Below are 15,880 nucleotides of genomic sequence, written 5' to 3'. Positions count from 1 at the left end.
CTAGCAACGCACATTTTTACTGTGTGTTGCTTTCTCCATTACTTGAGCAATTTTCAACCTACAGCGTCTTCAAATACTCCACCAAACTCTCACGCTCGCCCTCTTCCAGTTTTGGACCAATTACCCCCGCCCCTTCGTTATCACTGAATTCATGGCCCGCGTTTGAATTCCCCAGTTCTTCGACCTTATATCGATACAAACCGGATGCTTTGTCACTGAGATATCCCACGTTAACCGGGTCGAACTCTAAATTGCCGACATAGAATTCTGTTGGCCGCTCCTCTACGGGCGACAACAAAGCATATAAATTGGGAATACTGCCATTGTGTAGGAAGGGTGCTGTCGCCCAAACGCCATTGAGTGGACGGGCCTTGTAGGTATCTTGTGTTTGCACGCAATTGGGCAGATAGCCGTTCATCTTTTGTTGGTCGTCTTCAGTAACGCCTGCGTGTTCATACCAATTGCCAACGGTTTCTTGTACGACAGCCGCGAGAGATAGCGCGTAGCTGGCAGCTTTATCGTCTTTAACGGGCGTGTTCTCACACGTTGGCCCAACTTGCACATTGGCATTGATACCAAAGCCTTCCGTATTGATGGTTCGTTTAGAGAGAATATAGGACTGTTGCGGATCTGTTCCGACCACACCTATAGGGATCAACGGTACCGTCAACAGTGGGTCGCCGTTAGCATTGTTAAAAGACCAAACCTGCTTACTCCAAAATTTGTCAGAGGTGGGTGCTGGCAGATGACACTTTTGGCAGTGCTCGCGGTACAGCTCTTCTCCTTTGGCAGCTTTCTCTTGATCAATAGCGCCTAAAATATCTTCCGGCCATTTTGGCGAAGTCAAACCATTGAAGCTCTTCGTTGAAAACGGTGGCTGCTCACCAGCCAGCGTTTTTTCGATCTCATGTAATGTGCCTACTTCAACGCTTGACTCAAAATTATTATCTGCGTGTTCATCTAACACGATGGTCGCACCAACCCCCAGCGCTTCACCTGCATTTCTTACCATGGGTTGCATGATGGAGCCGTCGTATTGCACCCAGTTAAACCAGGATGTATTCCAAATAAAGGGAAAGCTCACTGGCGCAGACACCGGGGCGAAGTTCTCAGGCCTTCCGGGAACCAAGGAGAATACCTGGTTACCAATTCGGGTTAATGCATCGGTACGGGCGAAGCCCTCTCTTGGAACGACCGTTTCTTTGATAGCATCGACCAACTCTTTGAGTTCATTGCTGGATTCACCCTCTGCAATGGCCTTGCGAATGTTTTCCCGCTTAACGCTTTCTATGGATTTAAAGGTAAAACCGACGAGATTCATCAGGCTTTTTTTAAATTCTTTTTCTAGGGATTTTTTGTCTTCGTCGGTGATATCTTCACCGAGAACCCGCTCGGCAAAACGAGAAAACTGCCGTTTGTTATAGGCGGTTTCTGCCATGCTCTTTAACAGGATGATCATCAATTGATCTGGCGCGATCATGGCGGCTCCACCATCGAAGCGAACTGAGGTGCCCTTATAGGTTAGATGCCCGGTATGGCACGCCGCACAGGTTAACCCGACCGAGGTGTAATTGGGTGCATCGGGCAATGGTTTCCCCACAGCAAACCCAACGGGTAACGCATAGGGGTTATTAACTCCCGGCTCGCCAGGAATAAAGCCAAGCTTTTGCATATAGGCGGATTCCATCAACAAAGGATGGTTAAAGATATGCAAGCCGGGCTGCTCCAAAGCAACCAACCATTCCAGGGGCATAAAGAAGGTTTGAGTGCCTTGATCGGCATGATGAAACCAGGATCGCTGCTTGTCCGTCCAATTCTGGTCAAGCCATACCACATTTTTTGGCATTTCTCGATCAGGCAAATCATCTGAACATCCAGAGAGAAAAAACCCAGAAAGCGCCGCCGCAACGACGACGTATTTTCGACACCATAATGTCGTATAAGAATTATTTTCTTTACTCCAAATCGATCTATCTTCCCTATTCATCGCTTTCCCCTTCTTTCCCTGAGAGTTGTCTTTTATCACTAAACGCTTATCTAAAATACCAATTAATACCCTTCTGCGTCGTATATGTACCGCTAACTTTCGCGCGATTAAATGCATACCGTTATCTAGCACATGATATTTATCCAATTCAATGTAAATATTGCATAGCTAAAAACCCAATAGTAGACTCCAATAGCACTTGATGAATCGTCTTTCGAACATTTTGGAAACCATGCGGAAGACAACTTTTCCATCAACAAGCAGGCATCGTTAGTTAGCTGTCAAAAACGATTTATTGCTAAACGCCAGAAGACAGGGAGTCTAGGTATGCAATTTTACGATCGATCCAAAACTCAAAAAACAGCTTCTTGCATTCCGCATACGATTCGCTTGTCGTTATTACTCGGCTGTATTCCCGTACTTTTTTCCTGCAGCAATTCCGACAATGTTTGCGGCTCTAAACCTGGCCAAATAAAAGATGAAGCGTTTTGTGTTGGTCGAACGGCCGACAGTTTACCCGCAGCCGATGAAGATTATTTTGCCGATATGGACTACGGCATCAGTCATAATCCTGAAGAGCTGCAAAAGCGTTTAGAACCTTTCTTTCCCGGTATCACCGCAGAAGACGCAACAAAAGCCTTCGCTCGCGGCCGTAACAACTGGATTGTTTGGACCGCCGGTAACGATCGTCTGTGGGATGAAATTTCCCACGCCAGCGTCGGCAATTCCGATTTTCTTAAAATTGTTACCAATCATCCCAGCTTAAATTTCCGCCGCAGTAACCGCTGGGAATATCTCGGCGTCGTTAACGAACCCTGCTACAAAGAGGGCACGGCCCCCAGAGAAGATCGCTACGGTTTGTACATGGACGTCAGAGATCCCGAATGCGGCCCCGATCCTTTCGAGAATACGGAAAAATACCCTGGAGTAGCGACGGGCGCTCGCGGCAAGAACATTGAAAACAGTTCTTTGTACGGTTACGGAACCGGCATTGTCGGTTTGCGCCTTTTCCCGAATCCGGACTTTGACGAAGAAGCCGAGGAAAATTGGGATCCAGAGCGCTATTACACTGACCCAGATTACTACAACAGCCACAAGCTGGTGCGCCCCTATCGAGTCGGCATGTCTTGCGGATTTTGCCATGTGGGGCCGAACCCCACCAATCCCCCAAATGATCCAAATGAACCCGAGTGGGCCAATTTAAACTCGAATCCTGGCGCGCAATACTTCTGGGTGGATCGTATTTTCATGTATCAGCCAGACAACTCCAATTTTGCCTACCAGTTGTTTCACACCTCTCGTCCTGGCGCGTTGGATACCTCGTTTATTTCCAGTGACTACATTAACAACCCCCGCACTATGAATGCGGTGTATAACCTGGCCGCCAGAGTTGAAATCGCACAGAAATGGGGTAAAGAGACACTGGCCAAGGGCAGCCTGAACAACAATCAGTTCAATATGGTGGAAGGCATTGCAGACGACAGCCCCCTGCAGAATTTATATACCCCGCCGGCAACCGTTTTTACCCCGCGGGTCTTAAAAGGTGGCGAGGACTCAGTCGGCGCATTAGGCGCGTTAAATCGTGTTTACATCAATATCGGCTTGTTCAGTGAAGAATGGCTGGAACACTTCCGACCACTGATTGGTGGTAAACCCATCACCCCCTTCCGTATTGATGTGGCCCGTGACAATTCCACCTATTGGAATGCGAACGAGTCACAGACGCCTGATCTTGCGCTGTTTTTCTTAGGCTCGGCACAGCCGGATAAACTGGAAGATGCGCCAGGCGGTTCTGAGTATTTATCCGAAGAAGAGCATGAACTCAACGAAGGTAAACGGGTTTTTGCTGAAAACTGTGCTCGCTGTCACTCCAGCAAACTGCCTGAAAAGGCGTTTACAGACTTCTTTCCCAATCAAGGCTGCGTCAATAAAGATTATATGACCTGCTGGAACAACTATTTCGATTGGACAAAATCCGAAGATTTCAAAGCGCCCATGACCGATATCGTTATGGAAGAAGACTTCCTTGAGAATAACTTTCTATCGACGGACTTGCGGATTCCCGTCAATCTGCTCGAAACCAATATGTGCAGCCCCATTGCAACCAATGGGTTAAGAGACAATATCTGGGATAACTTTACCTCAGAATCCTATAAGAATTTGCCTTCCGTCGGCTCTATGCCCGTGCAACACCCATTTACTGGCGAGCTGGAAACCATTGCCGTCCCCGGCGAAGGCAGAGGTTTTACACGCCCGGCTTCTCTCGTCAGCCTGTGGACCTCCGCGCCCTTTTTATTGAATAACACCGTAGGGCATTTTTACGAATCTGGCACTGTTGATGATCGCATGACTTCTTTTCAGGATTCCATTGAGAAAATGTTGTGGCCGGAAAAACGCGAAGGCGACTTTACCGTGATCACCCAGTCAGGAAAAACGCACCCTGGTGTTATCGATAGGACTTCCGAACAGACTTATCTGCGGGTCAGTAACGGCTACTTACCGGAATTTTTAAACCCACTCAAAGGCTTACTACCACGATTGTTGCCTTGGCTGTTTACCGATGACGGCGTGCAAATCGGCCCCATTCCAACGGGAACGCCCATCAACTTAATCTCGAACATCGACATGGAAAAACGCAAGGAAGTGTTGAAACTCTTCCTAGACTTGAAATCCAGCCTTAAGTCTCTGCCAGAGAATGCCACGGACGCCGAAGCCAAAGCCGCCTTTGCGGATCTGGTAGAGCCGCTACTTAACGTCAGCAAATGCCGAGACTTTGTCGTCAACAAAGGCCACTACTTCGGCACGGATTATCAAGTGGACGAGCCAGGCCTGTCAGACGATGAAAAGTACGCTTTGATCGCCTTTCTGAAAACCCTGTAATTGGTTGGGCGAAAACGATGAACGATACCGAATCCTACGAATATATTGTTGTTGGCAGCGGTGCTGGCGGCGGCACCGTCGCGGCGAGACTGGCGGAAAACGGCTGCAATGTTCTGGTATTGGAAGCCGGTAGTGACCCGGTGAATTCGCAAGGCGGCAATGCGACCAACTCAGACAACACACTGCCAGACGACTACCATGTACCGGGGTTCCATGCGATTTCGACGGAAAACGAAGCCATGCGCTGGGATTACTTTGTCCGCCACTATGAAGATCAGGCAAAGCAGGAGAAAGACCCCAAATACGTCGAAACCTATAACAATACCGAGGTCAAAGGTGTGCTCTACCCCCGCGCCGGTTGCCTTGGGGGTTGTACCGCCCACAATGCGATGATCACGGTGTATCCTCATAACGCCGATTGGGACAATATCGCCGAGCTGACCGGTGACGACAGCTGGCGCTCAGAAACGATGAGGGGCTATTTCCAAAAGTTAGAGAACTGTCATCACCGACCGTTTCACCGGCTGCTGAGTAAAATTGGCATCAACCCGACCCGCCATGGGTTCGACGGTTGGTTACAGACCGAAAAAGCCATTCCAAGAAATGCCCTGCAAGATAAAGAACTGGTTACGGCGATCGCCGATATGGCGGAAGGCGCCTTTGCGAAGCTCGGCAAGCCCATCAAACGCAGCCGCTGGCAGCTTGCTGGCCTGGGTGACCCAAATGATTGGCGCCTTGTGGACGAGGATTCCTGGGGCATACGCTACCCGCCCTTGGCCACCAAGGATCATGCCCGTACCAGTACGCGCGAGCGGTTGATCGATGTCGCCTCACAACATCCCGGCAATCTAAAGATAATTCTGGATGCCCTGGTGACCAAGGTACTGTTTGATGAGGACAACCGTGCCACTGGCGTCGAATATTTAGTCGGAAAAAAGCTCTACAAAGCCCACCACCAGCCAAGCAAGACACAAGGAGAGCTGCGTGTCGCAAAAGCATCTCGGGAAGTCATTCTCGCCGGCGGCGCGTTCAACACGCCGCAGTTGCTGATGTTATCGGGTGTTGGGCCTAAGGATGTTCTTGAAGAGCACAACATCCCCATCCGTAAAATACTACCCGGTGTCGGCCGAAACCTACAAGATCGCTATGAAGTCGGCGTCGTCAATCGGATGAATTTTGACAGTTGGTATGTGTTGGAAAACGCAACCTTTTCGAGCAGTGACCCACAGTACAAACAGTGGAAGAGCGAACGCGAAGGTGTTTACACAACCAACGGTGCCGTAATGGCAGCGATCCGGCGTTCTTTTCCCGACAGGACACTACCGGACTTGTTTTGCTTCGCGCTGTTGGGGTTGTTTCGCGGGTATTTTCCCGGCTACTCAAAGGTCCTTGCGGAAAACCACAATTACCTGACGTTTGCGATCCTCAAAGCACACACGGTTAACAACGCAGGCTATGTACGCCTGCGCTCTAGCGACCCAACGGACACACCTTATATCAATTTCAGTTATTTTGAAGAAGGCAACGACCACCGGGAAGACGATGTCAACGCGGTTGTCGAGGGAATTCGTTTTGTTCGCGACGTCTGCAAAGAGCTGTTTGAAAAGAAGTTAATCGCGGAAGAAGAGCTACCCGGCAGTGACAAGACGTCGGATGACGATCTAAAGCAATTCGTCAAAGATCAAGCCTGGGGGCACCACGCTTCCTGTACCTGCCCCATCGGCAAGGATGATGATGACATGGCCGTGCTAACCAGTGATTTCCGCGTGCGAGGCACAAAAGGACTTAGAGTGGTCGACGCTTCTGTGTTTCCTAAAATACCGGGTTTTTTTATTGTCAGCGCTGTTTATATGATTGCAGAAAAAGCGGCCGACGTAATTCTTAACGACAGGCGCCCCTAGCCAAGGCCACGATTGAACGCGTTTCTCATAGGGATATGATCACGGAATCAACATGAAAACGAAGGAGACAGACAAGAACGCAGACTCTCACTGCCATGTAACCGCTTCAGAAGTGATTGCTGCGGAAGAGCAATACATCAACGACAACTACCCTAAAGACTATCGAGAAGACTACAAAGACTATTGCGAACAAACGTCGAATGAGTTACCGGTTTATGGTCTTGCCCTCAGTGGCGGAGGTATTCGCTCGGCGTCGTTTTGTATCGGTGTGATTCAAGCGTTGCAAAATGAAGACCTTGCCAATGAGGTCTGGAAACCGAACCCAACCGCCGAGGCCCCTTCTGGCGTCACACGGCCTTCTTTTTTCAAAAAGCTGCGCTATGTGTCCGCCGTCTCTGGCGGCAGCTATACCGGCAGCGCTTTGTCCTGGTATCAACAAAAATTTGGCTTTTTTCCGTTTGGATCTGTCAACAGCTACCGTGGCCACGTCAGCCAAAATCAACAGGAAGCGTCGACTGTATCTAATCCCCCCCTTGAAGACACCAATGAGATATTGGCCTATTTGCGTACCCATGGTAAATATCTAACACCAAAAGGCATTGGTGTACCTGGGCTTATTGCTTCTGCGCTTATGAGCGTTTTGCACTCTACCCTGGTGTATTTTTTAGTATTTTCATGTTTGTTTTTTATTGCGGTACAAGCTTTGTATTTTTTTCCATTCAGTCAATGCTTTATCCAGTCGCCGCTATTTTTTCCGTTGGAATACCTATTAAAATCAGCTACAGACATCTCTACTATTCCAGACATCCGAAGGGCGCTTATCGCGCTGGCTTTTCACCTGACTCTGCTGTTTGTGTTCGTCTTTTTTGTGATCACTTTGCTCTACGGCTTCGCCAGCTATTTTCGAAAAGAGTTTTCCAGCGCCCATAACAAACGGGTTCTCGTTACGAATATCCAGGGGCATATTGTCCTTCTCGCTCTCGGCTCCGTTGCGTTGATGCTCATTCCTATTATAGTGCAATTACTTTATGGTAGTTCACTGTCGATTGCCGGTGATATGACCGAGGTGGGCATAATGTCGGGTTCTGGGATTGCCAGTATTCTCTTGACACTACGAAAACTAAAGTCGTCTGTCTCCTCTTCGTCCAAGCCCGGCCTTCTGGAACAGTTGCTATCGATTATTGCCGTACCCGTTTCCATCCTTTTTTTACTGACCTTCGCTTATCTTTTTGCAGAGCTTGTTCTTCTATTTCATAGTTTTAAAGAGCTTCTAATAACCATCGTCATTATCATAATCTCTGGCGTACTCGCGTTATGTGTCAATATCAACCAGATATGTCCCCATAAACTGTATCGCGACCGTCTGATGGAGGCATTCTTGAAAACACCCGGCGTCCCAGAGACAGAGCCTCTCGCAAAAAGGACCCACGACGCCAACATCAGCTATTTAAAAGACATGCTGGCGGGAAAGAACAATAACCAATGGACGCCCTATACCTTAATCAATTGCAATGTCATTTTATCAAATGCGTTATCCCCTAAATATCGCGGGCGTTGTGGCGACAGCTTCTTATTGTCTCCATTATATTGTGGCAGCACGGCAACCAATTATCTTTCTACAGAGAGTTTTGCCGACGGCAAAATGACGTTAGCAACGGCAATGGCAATTTCCGGTGCGGCGGCCAATCCCCATGCGGGCAATTTCGGTGAGGGGAAAACGACACAAAAAAGCACATCGTTTCTGATGGCCTTCTTCGGTTTACGGCTCGGATATTGGGTATTTAATCCGTCGAACGATAATTGCACCATTGAAAAATACCTAAAGCCCAATTACGTCAATCCTGGCTTACCAAGTCTGTTCGATCGCAACAACTCTGAATCCAGTATGCTCATCGAACTGAGTGACGGTGGGCATTTTGATAATACCGGCGTCTATGAATTAATTAGACGCCGAGTACCTTACATCATACTGGCCGATGGCGGCGCCGACCCGGATGAAACCTTTGACAGCTTGGGCAATGTTATTGAACGAGTCAGAGTCGACTTTGGGGCGATTATTCGTTTTTCTATTGAGGAATTTGATCTCTGCGGAATACTGCCCGGCAGTCAGGTAAACGAAACTCTTGGCGGAAAGCCGTTATTTGATAATAAATATGAATTGTCTGAGCGGGGCTACGCCATCGGGGAAATCGTTTATCCTGGCGATGACAAAGCGACGGGCAAATTTGTCTACATAAAAACTTGCATGACTCGCGGGCTACCCAGCGATATCTATTCTTACAAATCGGCGCATCAAGAATTTCCTCACGAGCCAACCTCTGATCAGTTTTTTGATGAACGACAGTTTGAATCCTACCGAGAGCTTGGCTACCAGCTCACCAAACAAATGCTGCTCAATAAAGCGGCGATGACGCTGTTGCCATAGTCTGGCCACGTGTTGTTCCCATCGTCGCGACATTGTGTCAGTCAGTACGCAAAAGGACTTTGTGACATGGAAACCTCACAGATAGACGCGATAGATGCCAGACTTGATGCTCGACCCGATACACCCGACTTTAGGGATCAGTTATTTATCCCCACCTTGGTACGGGTAAAGCCTCACATCCTGCCCGATGACTATATTAAACGTTATAACCCGCTCATTCTCGATCAAGGCAGAGAAGGCGCCTGTACCGGCTATGGCCTGGCGGCCGTGTGTCATTTTTTGCTAGGGGTACAAAGTGATACGCCGCGCAGCGAACATATTAGCCCTAAGATGCTGTATGAAATGGCGAAGCTCTATGATGAATGGGAGGGCGAAGCCTATAACGGTTCCAGCACACGCGGCGCGCTAAAAGGTTGGCACAAACATGGTGTGTGTACAGAATCACTTTGGACGTCCAAGGCAAGAGAAGGACGCTTAACCCCCAAACGCGCCGATGACGCGGTTAAAAGGCCCCTGGGAGCTTACTATCGTGTGGATCACACCAGCTTGGTGGCGATGCACAGTGCACTCAACGAAGTTGGCATTCTCTACGCCGCAGCGATTGTCCATGAAGGCTGGAACAATGTAGACCCCAACGGCGTGATTCCCTGGCATACACAAATAACCGGCGGACACGCTTTTGCCATCATCGGCTATGACGCCAAGGGTTTTTGGGTTCAGAACTCCTGGGGCGATACCTGGGGGTATCGGGGGTTTGGTCGGATTAGTTACAGCGACTGGTTGCGAAATGGCTGCGATGTTTGGGTGGCGCGTAATGGCGTTCCGGTTGTTTTGGAACAGGGGTACAGCGACGGCTCGCACGCCCTAACCCGAAGTACAACCAGTTACAACAGTCTGCGGCCACATGTGATCCTTCTGGGGAATGACGGTTATCTTCACGATAAGGGCACTTTTAAAACCACCAAGGCTGATGTCAGTGACATTTTCAATGTGCACTTCCCTACCATGACTCGAACATGGAAAAAAAAGCGGCTGGTGATTTATGTTCACGGTGGCCTCACCGAAGAAAAAGACGCAATTGATCGATTGGAAGACTATGTTCATCAGACGATTGATAAAGAGGTCTACTTTCTCGGCGTTATCTGGCGAACCGATCTTGTCACAACGCTCCGCAATATTCTCAATGACGCGATTCGACAAAGAAAATCAGAAGGCGCACTCGATCAAGCGAAGGAATTTTTACAGTCCCGTATTGATGATGCCCTTGAGCCGCTGGCCCGCTTTCTGGGTGGCAAAATGCTCTGGGAAGAGATGAAGGAAAACGCCGCGCGTTCTACAACGTTAAAGACCGGAGGCTGTCGTCTGCTAGCGGATCACATTGCCGCCTATTCGAAAGACAATAACCTAGACGTCCATTTAATCGGCTTTAGTGCCGGCTCAATCTTACTGGCACACTTCTGCGAATATCTCGCAAAAATCGCGATTCCCGTAAAAACGTGTACCTTCTGGGCACCGGCTTGCACCACGGAACTCTTTAAAGCCGCCGTGCTGCCATCCATAGAAAATAAGTCGATCAAGCAGTTTTGCACTTTTAATTTGAGCGAACAGAGCGAATTAAACGACAGTCTTTATGGCATCTATAACAAATCGCTGCTATATCTCGTCTCTCATGCGTTTGAAAAAGAGCCCCGAATTCCATTAACCAACAAGAACGGAACACCCATTTTAGGAATGGAAAAATACATCCGCTCGGATGATGAGCTGGTGGATTGTTTCTCTGCGGCGCAAAATGATTGCGTTATTTCCCCTAACCAAAAAGACAAAGGCGACCCAAGCGCGTCGACAAGCATCAGTCATGGTGGATTTGATGACGATGACTTTACAGTGCAAGCGACCATTGCGCGAATTTTAAGGGCGTAAACAGAGGAGAAATAGGTGGGGAACGATCGGCATTGCAATGGCAACGCCGATCATCAGAGGGCGTCGTTAACCGCCGAAGAACTTCTTAAGCTTCGTCAGTGTTGATTTCTTTGGTGCTTCATCACCAGAGGTATTACCGCGGCGAGATCCACGGTCGTTGTTGCGCGAAGACTCTTGTCGCTGTTCACCCGAAGGTCGTCTGCGACGACGGGAAGACGGATTTCTTTCGCCCTCTGCGCCTTGATTTGGCCCACGTGAACGGGATTCTTGAGAGCGCTGACGATTGCCTTGCTGGCCCTCGTCTCTCGCCCCTTCTGGCCTGCGAGCTCTACGACGGCGTCTAGGTGCCGCAGATTCACCGTCACCATCGCGAGACTGCCGGGAATTTCTGGCATTCTCAGATTGAGGGCGACCATCACTGCGGTTTTGCCGACGACGCTGACCAGAACCATCGCCGCCACTGCGGCTGCGGCCGTTGCCATTATCCTGCCGTGGGCTCTGATTTCGGCCACGCCCCTGCCCTCTGGGTCGATCGGCAAAATCCGGCACCTCGCCAGAGATCTTTTCGAATTCGGGCGCATCAAGGCGTTCGATTTTACGTTTGATCAGTCGTTCGATATCACGTAACAATTTGATTTCTTCCGGAGCAACCAAAGAGATTGCGCGCCCGGTTGCACCTGCACGACCGGTACGACCGATGCGGTGCACATAGTCTTCAGACACATTGGGCAGATCAAAATTGATCACCTGCGCCAGCTGATCAATATCAATACCGCGGGCGGCGATGTCAGTCGCTACCAAGACCTGAATACGGTCCTGTTTAAAGTCATCCAACGCTTTCGTACGCTGATTCTGGCTTTTGTTGCCGTGAATGGCCGCCGCTTGAACGCCCGCTTTGTCCAGCACTTTCACCAGTTTGTTGGCGCCGTGTTTGGTTCGACTGAACACGATGGTCTGATCCGGGTTGGATTTCAACAGGCTGGTCAACAGGTGAACCTTGTTTTCTTTAGCGACTTCGTAAACCTGCTGGGTAACAGTTTCAACCGTGGAGTTACGCGGCGCAACATCGATTTGAACCGGATTGTTGCACAGACCATTGGCCAGCTTGCGAATGTCGTCACTGAAGGTCGCAGAAAACATCAGGTTCTGACGCTTGTTCGGTAACAGCTTTAGTACCCGTTTGATGTCGTGAATGAAGCCCATGTCCAACATGCGATCCGCTTCATCCAGCACCAAAATTTCCAAGTCATCAAAGCGTACAGCATGTTGATTGTGCAGATCCAATAACCGCCCGGGTGTGGCGACCAGAATATCCGTGCCCCGGCGCAGCGCCATCATTTGGGGATTAATCTTAACGCCACCAAACACCACTTTAGATGTCAGCTTCAAGTGCGCACCGTAAGTGGTGACACTGTCGTGAACCTGCGCGGCCAGCTCTCGGGTCGGCGTTAACACCAGGGCTCGCACGCGGTTGGCGCCAACGCGCTTACCGCCATTCAGACGATGCAACAATGGCAGAGTAAAACCGGCGGTCTTACCCGTACCTGTCTGAGCGGCTGCCATGACATCCTGGCCGCTGAGGATAGCGGGAATCGCCTGGGCTTGAATTGGGGTGGGTTGGGTATAGCCGGTATCGGCGATGGCTTGCAGGATCTCTTCCTGCAGACCAAGTTCGGTAAAAAACATCAAAAATTCTCAATAGAGGTCTGCCATAGGCAAACGAATTGGCCTGCGTATCGAAACCTCGATCCGCTAAGGCTGAAAAGTCCAACATCAATGAGGACGGCACGGTCGTGCACGTTCGATAGGAAACTAGATGATGCCGCCGCATGGGCGTTCAAATGGTGTCGCAGGCACTGTTTCGCTACGGATATCCCGATGATATGGCTTAAAGCCAGCGGAGAACTGCCTGCGCGGGTAGCAACCCGCACTAAAGTTATGCACTGGTGGCATGACCACCAAAGACAAAGGTAGCAGATTGAGCAAATACTAGACAGTAAATTTACAATTTCGCGACAAAAAAGTACCTCTCTCCCCGTTCCGGGTAACAAGACGAGGCCCAAAGCCGCCGTCCAACTGCTTCTCCGAGGCCTATGGTCTGGCAGAGGGGCTCTCGACCAAGGGCGCCGCCTTAGAGGAAGATAACATTCCGCCCACCCGTTTTGCCTCCCCCAAGTTGGGTATTTTTATATCGAGTGATCACGTTAACCTTCGTAGAAATTCACATTTCAAATGTGAATAGAAAACGCAATTTCTAACGAACAAAAAGTCTTAAACAACCGCATTTAGAACCCAGCTCACGATTTAATATTTCTCTGTTATCGTTTACTCTTGCCGCAAATTATTTGAAGAGACTTCGTCAAAATACCACGCAAAAAAAAGCCGATAAGTTTTCAAAACGGCGCCTAAACGAAATGGTTTTTTCGTACCGTCGATGTTACCAAGGAGGACAACAAGGCATTTTTTCACATTTATCCCGTGTCATTGTTTGATTTCGACATCATGTCATAAGCGCACTATAAGCGGCGCACACGCCGAAAAACGCGTTCGCAAAAATAAAAAGTTGTTGCAACAGATCGTTTTATTTTGACCTTACCACGGACATCGAACGCCAACGCTGCGTACGATTTAGAGGAATTCAGAATGAACACAATAGAACCATGCGCTCCAAATTTTGATTATATTAGCCAGATCGACCACGCCATGACGGTGGATGAAGTCGCCGCAATTGATGAGCTGAATCGCGACACGAGCTTTTTCAAAGAAGTTGAAGCCATCACCCGCGCTACCTCACCTGCGGCAACAGACATCACGTCCAAGCAAGAACTCCCTTCATCAGAACCCGATGCATTACAAAAAACCGACTTAAAAATAGTAAAGCGGTATGTCAGCGGTCGCTACTCCAGTTGCCCGCGCCCGTGGAAACTGGAACTTCGAGTCGATGTGGATGGCTATAAGCCCTGCAAAATGATCAGCGGAGACTATTACTATGTCTCTGGCTCAACAACCACTTATTTTGGTTCCTTTCAGGTCGAGACACCTCGCATCTCTGTATCAGACACTCAAATTGTTATTACTGGCATCGCTACACAAACCTGGACATCCTCCTACAATCGAATTCAGGTATTGATTCCCAAACATACTATTTTCCAACCGGCAGCAAATGCTTATGTTCAATGGTCAACGGAAGCGGGCAACAAGGGTGCTCAGTATGTGTGTCTCTATGAATCAGCCTATTTCCGGACATTAAAATTAGAAGAAGATCAGGAAGAATCCGTTGTGCCCTTTCAATCTTATGATACAGGATCATTGCCGTCCGGCGGCTCCGCGAGAACGCTAACCGTTGCGAAAGCTTATGCCGAAGCCGGCATTCAAATGCAGGCAACCGGCGCGACCAACGTGATTCCCACATCAGAGGCAGGCGCTAACCACGAGTGGAGCAACGCCGAACTGCACGATGCAATGGAAAGCCACTTTAGCCTTTGGAAAGATGACCCCCAGTGGGTTGTCTGGTCTCTGCATGCTAATGCCCATGAATACGGCGTGGGGCTAAGGGGAATTATGTATGATCAGAAGGACAAACAGCGACAAGGCTGCGCATCGTTTTATCAGGCGATTGACAGTGGAAGTGCTCAGGATCTTCGCGAGCAACTCTATGTCAATATACACGAGCTGGGGCACTGCTTTAATCTCTTTCATTCTTTTCACAAAGAGTATATGGACCCACCGCTACCCAACAGACCTGGCTCACTTTCCTGGATGAACTACCCTCAGAACTACAATAACGGCACTGAAAGTGGGGCAAATGCGTTTTGGGCAGCGTTTCCTTTTCAGTTCGACAGCCAGGAAGTGATTCATCTTCGCCACGCCTTTAGAAACAACATCATTATGGGTGGCAATCCCTTTGGTGAAGGCGCAGCACACGAACACGAAGAACTGCGTACGCACAGTGTTGTAGATAAAACTGGCTTAAAGCTCTCCCTAAAAACACCCACATTTGTTCCCCTGGGCACACCGATCAATATTGAGCTGCGCGTTGAAAACAGCAGTCAATCGTCGCAATCGGTTTACACGGATCTCGACCCCAGCAGCGGATTTACGCAAATCCTGATCAAAAAACCCAATGGCTCAACCGTTAGCTACCACCCGCCTATGTGCCAATTGGTGGTTCCGCAAACCGTTCGCCTAGCACCGTCTGATTTCCACAGCGACAGCGCGTACATTGGATTCGATGCCCTACTCGGCCAAATTTTTGACCTTCCGGGCGCCTATCAAATTTTTGCGTCTTTGACACTGCCATCAGGAGAATCCATCACTTCACCTCTTTATAAAATTCGCATCAATGCACCCATTGACCAGAATTCGGAAGAATTAGCGGAACTCTTACTCGGCGATCAGCAGGGAATGCTGTTCTATTTAGGAGGATCCCGGTCTGACTCTTTAAAGGCGGGCCAGGATGCCTTCAATGAAATTCTTGAGCGCTTCCCCAATAACCCTTTGACGGCTCATGTCAAACTGGTTGAAGGGTTAAAGTATTCCAAAGACTTCTTCACGTTGGACGAAAACCGCAACGGCCGCTTAATTAAAAAGAATGAGGATCAGTCAGACAAACTGTTAACCGACGTAGCCGAATTGTCTGATAACGTCAGCAATGTTTACGGCATGACGCAACAGTGTGTAGAGCGTGCGCAACAACGATTGGCCGAAATCAAAACCGGAGTCAAAGCGAAAAAACCCGGCAAAAAACCCAGTATGGCGTAATTATTC

7 protein-coding genes are annotated in these 15,880 nt (G+C 49.1%); 5 read left to right on the top strand and 2 right to left on the bottom strand.

Annotated features, from left to right (window positions below; genetic code table 11):
• Positions 1-58 precede the first annotated feature (58 nt).
• Positions 59-1,987, bottom strand: coding sequence for a di-heme-cytochrome C peroxidase (locus ACXAFR_RS05710; protein WP_475173524.1), 1,929 nt, complete (start codon positions 1,985-1,987; stop codon positions 59-61).
• Positions 1,988-2,314: 327 nt separating this feature from the next.
• Here ACXAFR_RS05710 and ACXAFR_RS05705 point away from each other — a divergent pair, with 327 nt between their 5' ends.
• The 4 genes from ACXAFR_RS05705 (at position 2,315) to ACXAFR_RS05690 (ending at position 11,113) form a co-directional block, all read left to right on the top strand.
• The gene (locus tag ACXAFR_RS05705; RefSeq protein WP_475173522.1) at positions 2,315-4,867 is read left to right on the top strand and encodes a hypothetical protein; all 2,553 of its coding nucleotides are present in this window, start codon (positions 2,315-2,317) and stop codon (positions 4,865-4,867) included.
• Between the two features lie 17 nt (positions 4,868-4,884).
• Complete coding sequence (locus ACXAFR_RS05700) at positions 4,885-6,768, top strand: GMC family oxidoreductase (protein WP_475173520.1); 1,884 nt, start codon at positions 4,885-4,887, stop codon at positions 6,766-6,768.
• Positions 6,769-6,820: 52 nt separating this feature from the next.
• A complete protein-coding gene (locus ACXAFR_RS05695) occupies positions 6,821-9,193 on the top strand; it encodes a hypothetical protein (protein WP_475173518.1) in 2,373 nt (790 codons plus the stop codon).
• Between the two features lie 66 nt (positions 9,194-9,259).
• Positions 9,260-11,113, top strand: coding sequence for a C1 family peptidase (locus ACXAFR_RS05690; protein WP_475173514.1), 1,854 nt, complete (start codon positions 9,260-9,262; stop codon positions 11,111-11,113).
• A 66-nt stretch (positions 11,114-11,179) separates the two neighbouring features.
• On the opposite strand, the gene ACXAFR_RS05685 is transcribed toward ACXAFR_RS05690, so the two are convergent.
• Positions 11,180-12,799 carry a DEAD/DEAH box helicase gene (locus tag ACXAFR_RS05685; protein ID WP_475173512.1) on the bottom strand — a complete coding sequence of 540 codons (1,620 nt, stop codon included), beginning with the start codon at positions 12,797-12,799 and terminating at the stop codon, positions 11,180-11,182.
• A 957-nt stretch (positions 12,800-13,756) separates the two neighbouring features.
• Between ACXAFR_RS05685 and ACXAFR_RS05680 the strand changes: the two genes are divergently transcribed.
• Positions 13,757-15,874, top strand: a complete 2,118-nt coding sequence (locus ACXAFR_RS05680) for a hypothetical protein (RefSeq protein WP_475173510.1) — start codon at positions 13,757-13,759, stop codon at positions 15,872-15,874.
• The last annotated feature ends 6 nt before the right edge of the window (positions 15,875-15,880 follow it).

The sequence above is a fragment of the Pseudomaricurvus sp. ABR4_320 genome, from assembly GCF_056159445.1.
Note: the sequence above shows the minus strand (reverse complement) of the source record. Positions and strands in the feature narration are given on the sequence as shown.

Bases quoted from the DNA above. Each gene is read 5' to 3' on its own strand.
- ACXAFR_RS05685 (WP_475173512.1), bottom strand. From the start codon at position 12,799: ATGTTTTTTACCGAACTTGGTCTGCAGGAAGAGATCCTGCAAGCCATC.
- ACXAFR_RS05705 (WP_475173522.1), top strand. From the start codon at position 2,315: ATGCAATTTTACGATCGATCCAAAACTCAAAAAACAGCTTCTTGCATT.
- ACXAFR_RS05695 (WP_475173518.1), top strand. From the start codon at position 6,821: ATGAAAACGAAGGAGACAGACAAGAACGCAGACTCTCACTGCCATGTA.
- ACXAFR_RS05710 (WP_475173524.1), bottom strand. From the start codon at position 1,987: ATGAATAGGGAAGATAGATCGATTTGGAGTAAAGAAAATAATTCTTAT.
- ACXAFR_RS05690 (WP_475173514.1), top strand. From the start codon at position 9,260: ATGGAAACCTCACAGATAGACGCGATAGATGCCAGACTTGATGCTCGA.
- ACXAFR_RS05700 (WP_475173520.1), top strand. From the start codon at position 4,885: ATGAACGATACCGAATCCTACGAATATATTGTTGTTGGCAGCGGTGCT.
- ACXAFR_RS05680 (WP_475173510.1), top strand. From the start codon at position 13,757: ATGAACACAATAGAACCATGCGCTCCAAATTTTGATTATATTAGCCAG.